Origin of the sequence: Kitasatospora sp. NPDC008115, from assembly GCF_042957205.1 — a bacterium.
In the GTDB taxonomy this organism is placed as follows: Bacteria; Actinomycetota; Actinomycetes; order Streptomycetales; family Streptomycetaceae; genus Kitasatospora.
On sequence record NZ_JBIBHU010000006.1, the window covers coordinates 300,590 to 313,914 of the forward strand.

The following is a 13,325-nucleotide window of genomic DNA, read 5'->3' on the forward strand; positions in this document are numbered from 1 at the left end:
GCGCCTGCCACATGACCACCGCCCAGCCCCTGATCGTCCCCATCAGCGTCGACGCCCTCGTCGTCAACGACACCAACCGCCAGCAGGTCCTCAGGTCCACCCCCGACTTTGACGCCCTGGCCCCGCACGGTCTGCCCGAGCCGGGCAACAAATACGACATCGAAGCCGACGACACCGACGACTGGGGCGTGTACGTGCAGTGGGAGCTGCCCGCCACGCTGCGGGAGGGGCGCATCGACGCGACCGGGCCCGGCGGAACGCGCTTCCCCCTCATCCCCAACCGATGGCTGGTCATCCGGCACAGCTTCGCCGCCCGCAAGGACGCCACGGGGTCGGCCCCGCAGGTGCGCGCCTGGCTCGTGCGCGGCGACGAGCAGGCCGACCCGGCCGACCCGGGCGTGGCCCTGCTGCCCGGACACCCGGACGAAGGCGGCTACCCGCAGCCCGTCGCCTACGGCCGCGCCCACGCCCTCGACACCGGGGACACCGCCCCCCCGGAGCCCGGCACCGGGCCGTTCCTGACCGCCGACAGCACCGGATTGCCCGCGTTCTGCTGCTACCAGCCCTACAACCAGAACATCCTGTCCTTCCACGACACCCTCAAGGACCTGGAACAGGCCCAGGGTCAGCAGACGCCACGGCCCGAGATCATCGTCAACTACCTGGTGCTCGGCTGGTACAGCCAGGCCGCCGCGGATCCACTGCCCGAGACCACCGCCCACCAGCTGCCGGACCGGCTCGCCGCCCTGCGCTGGACCCTGCCCGAGCACACCCAGGCCATGGACACGGCCGGCACCCTGTACGCGGGCAGTGTGCTTGGCCTGCCCTGGGACCGGGAACTGGACCCCGCCCAGTGGAAGGACGCCGACGGGAAGCGTCCCGTCGCCGACGGCCGGCCGGCCTCGCCGACGGTAGTGCCCGCGGTCGGCCACTCCACCATCGACGCCGTCACCGCCCTGCTCGCCCAGCAGGCCCTACTCACGCCCGACGAGGCGGCCCTCTTCGAGGCGTTCTCCTACGACCTGCTGGACGCAACCGGCCGGCCCCACCTGCCCCAGCACCTGCTGGAACCGGCGACCGACCACGCCCTGGACTACGTCCGCCACGACCGCCAGTTCCTCACCCTGCCCGGCGGCCACCGCTGGCAGCTGACCGGCCCCGAACCCCGAAGCGGCCCCCCGCAGCCGGCCGCCGCCCCCACCGACGCGGAGCGCAAGGCCTTGGCCGAACTCAACACTGGTCAGGCCGGCTACGACACCGGCCAGCAGACCCTCAAGGACCTGACCGCCCGGTTGAAGGGGCTGTGGTGGATCACCAGCCCCTACGACCACAACAACCCGGCCCCACCCGATCGGACAGCCGTCTCCGCCATGAAGGCCCTGGCCGCGCGGATCGACACCTGCACCACCGCCCGCGACCTCGCTGCGGGGAGCATCCCCACCGGCACGAGCACGGAGCAGCTCGCCCGGGCCATCACCGACTGGGAGAAGAAGCACGGCATCGACACCCAGGTCCACCGCCTCCAGCCCGTCCCGCTGCCCCCGTTCCGCCGGCCCGCCAACCCGGTGGTGGCCCTGTCCAACCTGCAAGACAAGAACCGCTCCCGGGAAATCGACGGGTTCCTCGGCGGCAGACTGCCCGTACGCCCCACCGACGCCCTGCCCACCGGCATCCCCCTCGTCCTGTCCACCCATGCCCAGGACCAGCTCGACCGGGAGGACCTGAACCTGGTCACCCCGGACGTGCGCGGCACGTTGCCTCGCCTGCTGGCCGAGTTCGCCGCGCTCACCGCGACCGTCACCGCGGCCGTGCACGGACACCGCAGCACCGTGTCCGACGACGACCTTCGGAAGGCCGCATCCGGAGTGCCCTACATTCGGTGGTGGCACCAGCCCTGGCGGCCGGTCTTCCTCGAATGGACCGCCGACATCTACCCCGCCCCCGACACCGACTGGGCCTTCGACCCCGACACCGACGCCCTCTCCCGCTACACCCACAAGACCGGCGTCACCCGCACCCTCAGCACCGCGGACCTCGCCAAACTGCGTCGCACGGTCACCGGACACACGTTCATCCAATCGCTACTGGAGAACCACACCCTCTACCGCCTCCGGCACGCCGCCGACATCCGGCCCGACAACCCCGCCTACAAGACACTCATCGACAAGATCAAGAACCAGGCGTGGGATGTCCAGTCGTTCACCCTCGCCGGCGTCAACGAGACCCTCGCCGGCCGGCGCTGCGACACCGTCCTGCGCACCCGCAGCGCCAACGCCCCCCAGGACAAGGACGACCTCACCTACCAGCCCCATGCGGAGGGCTTCTACACCCCCGCCCCCGCCGTCCTCACCCGCCATGTCGACCACCTGCCCCTGGACGCCTCGTCCAAGGGCATCCTCGCCACCAAGGACCAGGACATCCTCGCCCGCGGCGACCAGACGTTCCCACCCGATCGTGCCGCCCAGATGCGCCTGACCTCCCTCACCATCACCGATGCCTTCGCCCGCACCCTGGAGATCCTCCAGCCCGGGACCGGCCACACCACCATGCGCTCCCCGTCGTTCGAGGTCACCGACGCCACCCTCAGCTACGAGACCAAGGAGGAGAAGGCCGCTTCCGACGTCCTCGACCTGCCCCCGCGCCTGCACCAGGGAGCCCGCCTGCGTTTCGACCTCCTCGACACCGCGACCGGCACCCCCCTGGACGAACTCGACACCCCCGTCGAGGGAAGCCCCGTCCACGGCTGGTTCCTGGCCACCCGCATCGGCCACCGCCACGCCCTGCTGTGCTACGACCCCGCCGGAACTCCTCTGTTCGACCTCCACTGCACCGACGACGGACCGGGCCGCTGCCGCTCCCTGCCCGGCTCCCCCTTTGCCTCACCCACCGACGAGGGCTTCGCCGACGACCACCCCGAACTCCACGCCTTCCTCACCCCGCTCCTCGCGAGTGGCCAGGACAACGGAGCCCTCGCGGCGCTCCTCCAGTGTGTCCAACGCGGCCTGGACACCATCACCCCGCCCAGCCCCCGCGCGGCCGGCAACCGCAACCTCGCCCTCGCCCTCGGCCGCCCCTGCGCGCTGATGACAGCACGCCTGCGCCTGGAACTCGACAGCCCCCCGCTGCCCGCCCCCGCCCGGCTCGGCGCCACCACACCCACCCCCCCGCCCGATACCCCGTGGCCCGTGCGCCTGGGCGACCCCCACCTGACCGGCGACGGCCTGCTCGGCTACTTCACCGGCACCGACCGCACCCGTCTGCACACCTTCCAGACCGCCGACGCCGCCGTCGACCCTGGCCACTACACCCGGCGTCCCACCGCGGCCGACATCACCCTCAAGGCCCAGGATCCCACCCAGCCCGCCACCGACACCCACGTCACCCTCCTGGCCTGCCCCCACAACAGCATCCAGGCCATCACCGACGTCCTGCCCGCGGCCCGCCTCACCCTCCCCGACGCGGTCACCGACCGGGCCCTCGCCGCCCTGCGCCTGGCCCTGCCCCTCGGCCCCGTCCTCGCCCCCACGCAGCAACCGGGCATCCTCACCATGCCCCAACCCTCCCTCAACCTCGCCCACAGCGCCCCGGCCTGGACCTGGCAGGAACCGGTCGGCCCCACGGCCTGGACCGTCTACGCCACGACTGAGCCCAAACCCACCGACCAGGCCCCCGGCCCCGTCCCCGAAGCCCACACCGGCTACCTCCAACTTGCCGCCGAACCCACCTGAAACCGCGCCGGCCCGTCCCCGCGGCACCGGACCACCGAAGAGGGTCCGAACACAGAGTGACACTCCCGTCATCGGCGGTGGCCATGCTCACGGATCCAGCCCTTCGCGCAGACCGCAGCCACGCCGATCTGCCGTCTGCGCGTTCCCCACACGCCGGCGTCGCTCGCGGGGAACGCGTGCGGCCCTCCCCGCCATCTGCGAGCGGACAAGCGGGCGCCATGGTCCCGTGGTCGGAGACTTCGCAGGGGTGGATGCTGTAGCGAGGGCGAGGTCAGCGCGATCCTTCCCCCGCCCCTGACTGGCGGAGAAACCCCCCGCGAGCGCGGGGCACTGCGGTGCGCGCCTACGGCCTGCTCAAGCAGTCGGCCCTGCACGCGCGGGCACGGTCACGGGCTGGGTGCTCGGCCGCTCGCCACAGGAACTGGCCGTTCGACGGGTACCTGTTGGCCCGGCGAAGCGATGCTGGGAGTTCTGCAAATCAGGTCGATTCGTCAGTGCCCCGTCGAGCTGGTTGGTCGTCCGCGGGCCGCCTGAGTCGACGTGAGTGAAGCCTGGACGCCGGTGCCCGTCGCGACCCCGGCCGGCGACAAGGTCGTCGGCCTGGAACTGGCGGGCTGTCCCCGAGCCGGTGACGGCGGTGGTGTTCGAATGGATCCCCGGGCGGGCGTCGCCGCCGTACTCGCGCCCCGGCGCGGCCGGGGACATCGGCGCGGTCACCGCCCGGCTGCACGAGCACGCCGCCGGGTTCCGGCCGCCGGAGGGCTTCGTCCGACCGGCCTGGGGACACCGCGAGGTCTTCACCGAGGGAGCCGCGCTCGACGGCGCGACGGCGCGGGGCCGCCTGACGGAGGCCGTCGGGGTTCGGCGCCCGGTCGAGGACGGTCCTGGCTGCGGCCGCGCGGTGCCGTTCCCCTGCTGTGGTGGTCACCGGTGTGGAGGACCGGTCCCGAGAGCGTTCACGTCGCGCCTCCGCCTGCCCAGTCGAGCTTCTCGGCGAGGGCCGACGCATAGGACCCGGTGTGGCCCAGGGGCGCGCCGGTCGCGCCGGGCGGGTAGCCGAAGGCCTCGACGAGTGTGTCCGCGTGCTGCGCGAGGGTGTCGCAGAGGGTGTTGAGGGTGTCGGCCGTCGAGCGGTGGAGTCCGGCGTCCGCCAGCCCCTCGCCGATGAGCCGGCCGGCGACGCGCTGCTGGAAGCGCAGGGCGTGGACCGCCGTCAGGGTGTGGAGCAGGGCCCGGGCCCGCGGATCGGTCACCGCCGCGGTCGCCGTGGCGGCGGCCTCCAGGGCGCGCCGGTCGGCGTGCGCCTGGGCGGCCTCGCGGGCGGTCTCCAGATGGGGGTTCCACCGGTCGAACGGGCCGTGTGAGCGGGGCGTCCGGGCGTCGACGGCCTCGGACAGCTCGGCCACCAGGCGGTACTCCAGGGACCGGGCCGGGAAGAGCCAGCTCCGGGGGTCCGCCGGTGACGCCCCGTCCGGTGCCTCCGGCGGCCGGCGGATGTCCGGGGCCTGCACCAGCGCGCGGGCAGTGTCGAGCAGGGTGAGCAGGTTGTTGCCGCCCGCGTCGTTGAAGACGTGGCCGAGCCCCTCGTAGGACTGGAAGCGGTTGACCGCCAGCGCCCCGGCCACCCCGCAGCGCAGGCGGCACTCGGCGGCGCTCTCCTCGGCCGCCCCCGCGGCGACGACCTCGGCCAGGGCGAGGGCCCGGTTGGCGGGTGCCCAGGGCGCCCAGGTCATGGGGGCCGTCGCGGTGGCGCCGGGAGCCCGGCGGCCGCGTATGCGGTCGCTCCAGTCGCGCGCCGCGCCGTTGGCGAGGCAGGTCGCCACGTAGGACGTGGCCAGCGCGCCGAACAGCGCGCGTCGTTGGGTGCGGTAGTTCAGCAGGGTGGACTCGGGTGCGATCCGGGCCATCGTGCGGCGCCGGGCGGAGTGGCCGAGGGCGAGGGCGGCCGAGGCGCGGCCGACCGCGGCCAGAGCGACCGCGGCCATGGCCCAGACGTTCTCGGGCCCGATCAGGGTGCGCAGCAGCCGGAGGTCGGGGTCGCCGAGCGGGTCGTGGAAGGCACCGTCCGGGTCGATGAGGGCGGTGTCCCGCAGCCAGGCGGTGTAGGGGAGGCGGACGCGGTCGAAGCCGGCCAGGGCGTAGTCGAAGGGCACCAGGGGGATCTCCGCCGGTGCGGACATGCGGACGCCGGGCCGCGGGCCGGCGTCGTCGCTGAGCACCAGGACGAAGGGGAAGACCCCGCGGTCCGCTCCGCCGACCACGACCCGGGCGCACACCACACCGAGCTTGGGACGGTCGCTGATGCCGGCATTGGTGAACTTCAGCGCGCCGTCGTCGGGGGTGTGCAGGACGAACTCGCGGGCGACGGAGTCGAAGACCGCCTCGGTGCGGACCGCGAGCTGGCTGTTGCCCGAGCCGATCTCGGTGATCATGAAGGCCCCGGCGAGGTCGCCGGACTCCAGCGCCCGCCGGTGGCCGAGGGCGGTGGGCTCGTCGTGCGCGAACTCGGCCAATGTGCCGACGCACAGCGCGTAGTGGATGACGGTGGCGATGCACAGGGAGGGGTCGACCACGGCGGTGAACTCCGCGAGTGCCAGCAGGGCGGCGGGGTCGGTGGCGTCGATGCCGCCGGCGGGCAGGCGCCGCACCAGCAGGGTCCGCAGCGCGTCCGCGAAGCGCACGGGGTGGGTCAGGTGCCAGGTCGCGACGGCACGGACGTCGTCCGCGGGGGTGAGGAAGCGGGAGCGGTGGGCGCTGTAGACGCGGCTGAGCGGAGAGGACCTGGCCCGTGTCGTGAACCGGGTCGGCGCGGAATGCGGCCTCGTCTTGCGCTACGACAGGACCTCGGTGAGCCACTGGCTCGCCGGCTCCCACCCCATGGAACCGGTGCCCGCCTTGCTCTGCGAGGTGCTCACCCGGCAACTGGGCCGCCCGGTGGCACCCGAACACGCCGGCCTCATCTGGCTCGCCGACGCGCCGTCCGGGAGCGGCGACCGCCCGGCCCCGGCCGACGTCCTGGCCTTCCTGGGCCACGCGGACCCCCACCGGCCCGCGCCCCCCTACACCCTGGCCGGCCCTCTCCTGTCGCATCCGGCGGCCGGGGACCCCGGGCCGCCGCACCTCGCGACCGGCCCCGTCCGCGGAAGGCTGGGGAAGGACCAGCTACTGACCGTCGAACACCTGTCGACGGCGTTCCGCAACGCGGAGGAATCCTCCGGCGGACAACTCGTCGGCACCGCGTTGACCTGCCTGCTCGGCACGGTGACGGCCGACTGGCTGCGCGTTCCGGCCGCGCCACGCGTACGCCGGGAGTTGCTGGTCTCGGTCGCCCGGCTCAGCTGGCTGGCCGGCTTCACCGAGTTCGACGCCCACTCCCACGGCCGCGCCCAGGTGTACTACCGCACGGCCTGGGAACTCGCCGACGAGGCCGCCGACCCGGCCATGCAGGCAACCGCGCTGCGCGCCCTGAGCGTCCAGGCCTTCTACCTCGGCCACCACGACCACGCGCGGGATCTGGCCGAGGCGGCCGGCCGCCATGCCCACGAACTGCCGGCCCGGGTGGCCGCCTACCTCATGGGCCAGCAGGCCGTGGCGGCCGCCGGCGCCGGCGAGCACCGCGTCGCCTCGGAACATCTCGCCCGGACCCGTCGCCTGCTCGACCGAGCGGAACCCCCGCTGCCCGGAAGCTCCTGCTACGACTGGGCCGCCTAATCGCATCAGGAGGCCGAGGTCCTCGCCGCCGCACGGGACCTGCCCGGTGCGGTGGCCGCGCTCACCGCCTCACTCAACTGCCGCCCTGCTGCCGAACGTCGGGCCCGGGCGGTGACCACCGTACGGATGGCCGGCCTGCTGCTCTCGCTCGGCCGGCTCGACCGCGCCTGTGCTGCCTGGCACGCGGTGCTCGACGACTACCCACTGCTGGGCTCGGGCCGCGTCGATGCCGTGGTACGACAACTGCGTGGCACGCTCGGACGGCACGCCGCGTCGCCGGCGGTGCGTTCCGTCCTGGCCAGGGCCGGCGCGGCGGAGGCCGCCGGGAGGGGCCGGCGCAGGGGAGTGCCACCGCCCCGTCGGACGTGAACGCCCTGCTCGGGTGCGGCGCTCACAAGTGGCGCCGGAAGACGTACTGCCAGGCTGTGACGGACGGTGTCCGGGCCGGTGGGGCCGCTGTACTGCGCGTGGAGGCACTGATGCCACGGGTGCGGTCGCCCCACGAACCTCCGAGCCGCTTCCAGGGCCCGGACTTCCTGGCCCCCTTCGCCTTCGCCGCCACCCTCGACCGCGAGGCCGCGCTCCGCCTGCTGCACACCGAACTCGACCACCGCCGGGTCCGGATCGCCCGCGACCGAGGCCGGGACCGACGGTGCGCTTCGAGGACCCGCTACCCGAGATCGACCAGGCACGGCGTGCGAAGCCGCCGATGACGGTGCCGCTACTCCGTCAACCCGTTGGCGCGGTGTTCGCCCGGTCGGGTTGACGGCGCCGGGTTCGCGGCCGGTGAGGGGACCGGCTGTGTGAGGATGGGCGCGGCCGCCCGGGCAGGTGCCCCGGAAGCGGCGTGCGGAAGGATACGGTGTGGACCTGACAGACCGCCGTACGATCAGGCACCCCCGGCCGCCAGGCCTGGACACCCTCCACTACACCGCGCGCAGCGGCCTCGACGCCATCCCCGATCCCCGGCACCGCGGCATGGTCGCCGAAGTCCTGGCCTCGGGCCTGGTCGACGGGATGATCGCCCTCACCGAAGGCTTCGACCCGCCCGTCGACCTCGCGCGGGCCCGTGCCGCCGCCGCCGCGCTCACCGCCGAGTTCGCGGCGTTCGGCGTCACGGTCCCCCCGGCCACCACCCGCCACATCACGCTGATGCGCGCCCTCATGGTGCCCGTCGCCGACGAGGCGGCGGCCCTCGCCCTCGACCGCGTCTGGGTGTTCACCACCAACACCGACGACGTGTGCTGCCACGACCGGGCGGAGGCGGAAGCCATCCTGCGGGCCGGCATGCTGCCCGGGCGAGCCGGGTCCTCGCCGAACACGCGGTACATCCGGTACATGTTCGACGAGATCGCGCGGTTCTGCGATCCGGTGTTCCTCGCGGTGTTCAAGACCTTCTTCTACAACGCGGTCAGCGGCGTCCTCATGGAGGCGGAGTTCACGCCGGAGGCCTCCGACGAGGTCGACAGCGACTTCGTCCGGGTCTTCAACGGCTTCTCCCAGTTCTGGTTCACCTCGCTCCAGTTCACCGATCCCTGCCTGGCGGCCCCGCACCACCGGGCCTTCTGGTCGGCGGCACTGAGTTCCTGCGTCGCGTTCCTGAACGACGTCAACGACGTCCTGTCCTTCTACAAGGAGGCGGTGCACGGCGAGGACTTCCTCGCCAGCCGGATCCACCGCCGCGCGGTGAGCGAGGGCATCCCGTACCTCACCGCCTACCGCCGCAGCCTCGACAGCGGCCTGGCCGCCCACCGCCGCGTCCTGGACCTCGCCACCGAGGAGCAACGCCCGCACCTCGACCGCTACATGACCGCCTTCGCCTTCTGGCACCTCCACTGCCGCCGCTACCGCTGGCAGGACATCTACCCGGGGCTGACCCCGATCGACGCCTGATCAGGCGTCGGGCCGCGCCGGCACCCGGGCGAGGACCGAGCGGGCCGCCGGTGAGGCGGTGTGCCGGGCGAGCGTGCCGCGCATCCGACGCACGGCGGCGTCGACGCGTCCGGAGCCCAGCAGCGGGTGGTCGTCGAGGACCGCGTGCCAGGCGGCGCAGGACCGTTCGAGGCCAGGGCGCCCGCGCACGCGCTGGTCCCGTTCGACCAGGCCCTGGCCGGCTCCGACCGTACACCGCGTGGCTGCGGGACAACGCCCGGATCGACCCGCACGGCAACTTCCACGACCCGATCGGCCACCCCGACCGCCGGCTGTTGCGCACGCTGGCCGGAGCCGAGCACGTCTGGGCCGTCGATGCGGAGTCCGCCCACACCCGGGACCCGTTCGACCGGTGGAACCCGTACCTGGACCCCGTCCGCTCCGCGAAGCCGCGCAGGCGCACGCCAGCCGGCTGATCGGCGAGGGACTGCTGGACGTAGAGCTCTACCGCTCGATCGACGACACCCTCAACACGCTCTGCGACACCCTCGCCGACCATGTCGACGACCTCGTCCGGGCCTTCGGCTACCCGACGGCCGCCACCAGGGCCCCGCTGGGCCACGACGGCCCCTACGCATCCGCCCTCGCCGAACGACTCACCTGGGCGCGCCACCACCCACGGTGACCTCCCGCGAGTCGGCCCGTGCAGCGCCGCGCCGCGAACGGTCGGTGCGGTCGCGGTCGCACGGAGTGAGGAGTAGCCTGACGCGCAGGACCGAATCCGCTTCCGAAGGGATGGCGTCCGGACATGAGCACCCAGTTCGACCCCCTCGGCGACATGTACGAAGAGATGTTCCGCCTGCCGTGGAGGACACACCTGGAATCGCCCAGCGTCTTCCGCGTGCTGGACGGGGCGGCGCACCGACGGGTTCTCGACCTCGGCTGCGGAACCGGCCTCTACAGCCGGGAGATGAAGCGCCGGGGAGCCGCACACGTCGTCGGATACGACATCTCCGAAGGCATGATCGCCGTCGCCAGGCGGCTGGAGGCGGCCGAGCCGCTGGGCATCGAGTACGTGACGACGCCACCGCTCTCCGAGGAAGGCCGCTTCGGGACCGTCCTGGGCGTCTACGTCCTGCCCTACGCGGAGGACCGCGCCGCCCTCGTCGACCTGTGCGCGGTCGCCGCCCGCGCGCTGCGCCGCGGGGGACGCTTCGTCACCCTGCCCGTCAACCCCGACTTCCACGGCGGGCGCGCGTACTACGAGCGGTACGGGCTGCGGCTCTACGACGCGGAGCCGAGGGCCGATGCCTCGCGTGTCACGCTGGAGCTGTGCTTCGGCCGGTACGACCAGCGGATCACCGCCCGCCACTGGACCGGGGCCACCCTGGAGGAAGCGCTGCGCGAAACCGGGTTCGGCGAGATCTCCTGGCCCGGCTTCGTCGTGTCCGAGGAAGGCCTCGCACGGTTCGGCGAGGAGTTCTGGCGTCCCTATCTGGACTGCCCTCACGCGGCGATCATCACCTGCCGGAAGCAGTAGGGGGAATCCCATGCCCGAACGGACCCTGCCCCGCACCGAAGCCGTTCACGTCGCCATCGCGCCCTCCCTCGCCGCGATCGAGCGGGGCCAGTGGAACGCGCTCGTGGGACCGGACAACTTCTACAACAGCCGCCCGTGGCTGCGCGGCCTGGAGATCGCCCACGGCGAAGGTCCGGTCGTGACGGCCTCCCTCGGCGGCAGGCTGCTGGGCGCACTGCCCACCTGGCCCGGCGAGCGCGACGCGCCCGGCCTGTTCCACCTGTCGGGGCTGGCCGCCGGTATCGAGGTCGACCGGCCGGCGGACTACCTCTGGCTGGGTGCCAGGCGCTCGGTCTTCAACGAACTCGTCTGCGTGCGGGGCCCCCTGCGCGGGGTGACGCTCCGCGCCCTCCTGCGGGGCGCACTCGGTCTGGCCGCCTCCTGTGGTGCGGCAGGCGTCGTCATGCCCTACCTTTCCGCGGACGACGCACGGGAGCTCGCCGACGCGCACCCCGGTGCCCGCGCCCTGCTCCACGACGCGGACGCCAACCTGGACGTCCCGCCCGGCGGCTTCGAGGAGCTGCTGGCCGCGGCGGGCCAGCACGACCGGACCCGCCGCCGGGCAGAGCTGCGGGCGTGCGCGCGCGGCGGCACCGCCGTCGAATGGTCGCCGCTCGGCGCGCGGGCCGCCCGGGAGGCCGCGTACCTGGTGACGCAGAACCGGGCGCGCTACGGCGGCACCGCCGATGTCGGGTGGATGGAGCGGTCGTTCGCCGCCCAGCGCGCCTCGGGAGTCCTGGACCAGGCGATCGGCTGCTTCGGCCTCCGGGACGGCCGACCGGTCGCCGTCACCGTCTGCTACCGCCACCACGACCGCCTCTACGCCCGGTACTACGGGTTCGACTACCGGAGGAGCCGGCCGGCCTGCGAGTACTTCGCCCTGACCTACTGCGCTCCCGTCGACTTCGCCGCCGCCCACGGTCTGCGCCGCTACCGGCTGGCCGTCTCCGCTCCGGAACTCAAGGTCCGCAGGGGCGCCGTCCTCGACCCCCTGGGCGCCGTCCTGCTCCCGCTCGACGCCCCCGTGGCCGGCCGGGAGGTCATCGACGCCCTCAACGCACGGACGGTCCGGCGGTGGCGCGATCGGTGCCGCACCCGGCAACACGCCCTCGGCGCCGCCTGGGACGGCTGGGAAGCCGGCCGATCCGCCACCACCGCCTAGACCGGAGGAACACCTCGTGCTCTACCTCGTCTACCACATCCGGCTCACCGACGCGGCGGCGAGCGACCCCGAGGCGTTCTGGTCCTGGGCACGGGACCGCGAGCAGTGGTTCTACGAGGGCCTCGACACCGTGCTCGCCACCCGATGGACGGTCCGCACGATCGGTGCGGACGTCCACACCATCGAGCACACCGTCACCTTCGCGGACGAGGCCGCCTGGGGCCGGTACCGCCGCCAGGTCTCCGAACGCGGCCGCGACCCGGCCTGGGAACGACGCCGCGTCGAACAAGGCCGCTGGTGGCAACTGATCGACGCGTCACTGCACGACGACCCGCCGGTGCCCCTCGGCTTCGACCGCCTCCCCGGCCTCGGCAGCGGCGGTACGGACCACTGAGCGCACTCCACGGATCAGGTGGACACCTCGCGGACTGCCCGCTCAGCGCGTGGGCGCGGTCATCGTCGCGACGGTGACGAACCCCCAGCCCCTGCCGACCGTGGCCGCCCAGGTCGCCGCCGCGCTCGGTCTGGGCGTCCCGGCCTTCGACATCAACGTCGCCTGCGCCAGTTTCCGCTACGCGCTGCACCTGGCCCACTCGTTGATCGAGGCGGGCACGGTGGCAACGGTCCTGGTGATCGGTGTCGACCGGATGCTGGACCTCGTCGACCCCGACGACCGGGTGACCGCACCGGTGTTCGCCGACGGCGCCGCGGCCGTCCTGGTGGGCAAAGGCCGGGCGGAGACGGGGATCGGACCCGTGGTCTGGGGTTCGCTGGGCGACAAGGCGGCGGCGCTGGAAGTCCGTCCCCCGGTGCTGAGCGCGGGCCCGGCGGAACCGCGGCCGGCGGTCCGGATGGACGGACTGGCCATTACCCGATGGGTGTACTCCACGATCCCCGGGGTCGTCGAGGAGATCCTGAGGACGAACGGCATCGACTGGGGCGACGTCTCCGCGTTCGTCCCGCACCAGGCGAACTGGCTGCTGATCCAGAGACTGGTGAAGCTGTTGGAGGCGCCCGGCCACGTGGTGGTCGCCGATGACGTGCGCGTCACCGGCAACACCAGTTCCGCGGCCGTCCCGCTGGCCCTCCACCGTCTGGTGGATTCCGGAGCGGTCCGTCCGGGAGGCTGGGCGGTACTGGTCGGCTTCGGCGCGGGGCTCGCGTACGCGGGGCAGGCCGTTCGCCTACCCGACCACCGGCCGTGGCACCTCGGCGAGGACGGCTCCTGAAGGGGGTGGCCCGACATGCGCCACAGCAGGATCGAGGCGCTCGG

The 13,325-nt window shown here is 73.4% G+C and carries 12 protein-coding genes; 10 read left to right on the forward strand and 2 right to left on the reverse strand.

Annotated elements, in window-relative coordinates; translation table 11 throughout:
• Positions 1-11 precede the first annotated feature (11 nt).
• The gene (locus ACFZBX_RS10875; protein WP_391532982.1) at positions 12-3,728 is read left to right on the forward strand and encodes a hypothetical protein; all 3,717 of its coding nucleotides are present in this window, start codon (positions 12-14) and stop codon (positions 3,726-3,728) included.
• Positions 3,729-4,684: 956 nt separating this feature from the next.
• Here the strand turns inward: ACFZBX_RS10875 and ACFZBX_RS10880 are convergent.
• A complete protein-coding gene (locus ACFZBX_RS10880) occupies positions 4,685-6,409 on the reverse strand; it encodes an acyl-CoA dehydrogenase (RefSeq protein WP_391532983.1) in 1,725 nt (574 codons plus the stop codon).
• 145 nt (positions 6,410-6,554) lie between these two features.
• Between ACFZBX_RS10880 and ACFZBX_RS10885 the strand changes: the two genes are divergently transcribed.
• The 4 genes from ACFZBX_RS10885 to ACFZBX_RS10900 all read left to right on the forward strand — a co-directional run bounded on the left by ACFZBX_RS10885 (position 6,555) and on the right by ACFZBX_RS10900 (position 9,332).
• The gene (locus ACFZBX_RS10885) at positions 6,555-7,439 is read left to right on the forward strand and encodes a hypothetical protein (protein WP_391532985.1); all 885 of its coding nucleotides are present in this window, start codon (positions 6,555-6,557) and stop codon (positions 7,437-7,439) included.
• A gap of 111 nt (positions 7,440-7,550) precedes the next feature.
• Positions 7,551-7,808: a hypothetical protein gene (locus ACFZBX_RS10890; RefSeq protein ID WP_391532986.1), complete on the forward strand. Its 258-nt coding sequence runs from the start codon at positions 7,551-7,553 to the stop codon at positions 7,806-7,808.
• 110 nt (positions 7,809-7,918) lie between these two features.
• The gene (locus tag ACFZBX_RS10895; protein WP_391532987.1) at positions 7,919-8,152 is read left to right on the forward strand and encodes a hypothetical protein; all 234 of its coding nucleotides are present in this window, start codon (positions 7,919-7,921) and stop codon (positions 8,150-8,152) included.
• Positions 8,153-8,303: 151 nt separating this feature from the next.
• Positions 8,304-9,332 carry a hypothetical protein gene (locus ACFZBX_RS10900; protein WP_391532989.1) on the forward strand — a complete coding sequence of 343 codons (1,029 nt, stop codon included), beginning with the start codon at positions 8,304-8,306 and terminating at the stop codon, positions 9,330-9,332.
• On the opposite strand, the gene ACFZBX_RS10905 is transcribed toward ACFZBX_RS10900, so the two are convergent.
• Positions 9,333-9,521: a hypothetical protein gene (locus tag ACFZBX_RS10905; RefSeq protein WP_391532990.1), complete on the reverse strand. Its 189-nt coding sequence runs from the start codon at positions 9,519-9,521 to the stop codon at positions 9,333-9,335. It lies immediately after the preceding gene.
• A 202-nt stretch (positions 9,522-9,723) separates the two neighbouring features.
• Between ACFZBX_RS10905 and ACFZBX_RS10910 the strand changes: the two genes are divergently transcribed.
• The 5 genes from ACFZBX_RS10910 to ACFZBX_RS10930 all read left to right on the forward strand — a co-directional run bounded on the left by ACFZBX_RS10910 (position 9,724) and on the right by ACFZBX_RS10930 (position 13,281).
• Positions 9,724-9,996: a hypothetical protein gene (locus tag ACFZBX_RS10910; protein WP_391532992.1), complete on the forward strand. Its 273-nt coding sequence runs from the start codon at positions 9,724-9,726 to the stop codon at positions 9,994-9,996.
• Between the two features lie 123 nt (positions 9,997-10,119).
• On the forward strand, positions 10,120-10,851 hold the full coding sequence (locus ACFZBX_RS10915) for a class I SAM-dependent methyltransferase (RefSeq protein WP_391532994.1): 732 nt from the start codon (positions 10,120-10,122) through the stop codon (positions 10,849-10,851).
• Positions 10,852-10,861: 10 nt separating this feature from the next.
• The gene (locus ACFZBX_RS10920) at positions 10,862-12,052 is read left to right on the forward strand and encodes a peptidogalycan biosysnthesis protein (RefSeq protein ID WP_391532996.1); all 1,191 of its coding nucleotides are present in this window, start codon (positions 10,862-10,864) and stop codon (positions 12,050-12,052) included.
• Between the two features lie 16 nt (positions 12,053-12,068).
• Positions 12,069-12,446 carry a hypothetical protein gene (locus tag ACFZBX_RS10925; RefSeq protein WP_391532998.1) on the forward strand — a complete coding sequence of 126 codons (378 nt, stop codon included), beginning with the start codon at positions 12,069-12,071 and terminating at the stop codon, positions 12,444-12,446.
• Between the two features lie 34 nt (positions 12,447-12,480).
• Positions 12,481-13,281: a 3-oxoacyl-[acyl-carrier-protein] synthase III C-terminal domain-containing protein gene (locus tag ACFZBX_RS10930; RefSeq protein WP_391533084.1), complete on the forward strand. Its 801-nt coding sequence runs from the start codon at positions 12,481-12,483 to the stop codon at positions 13,279-13,281.
• Positions 13,282-13,325 lie beyond the last annotated feature (44 nt).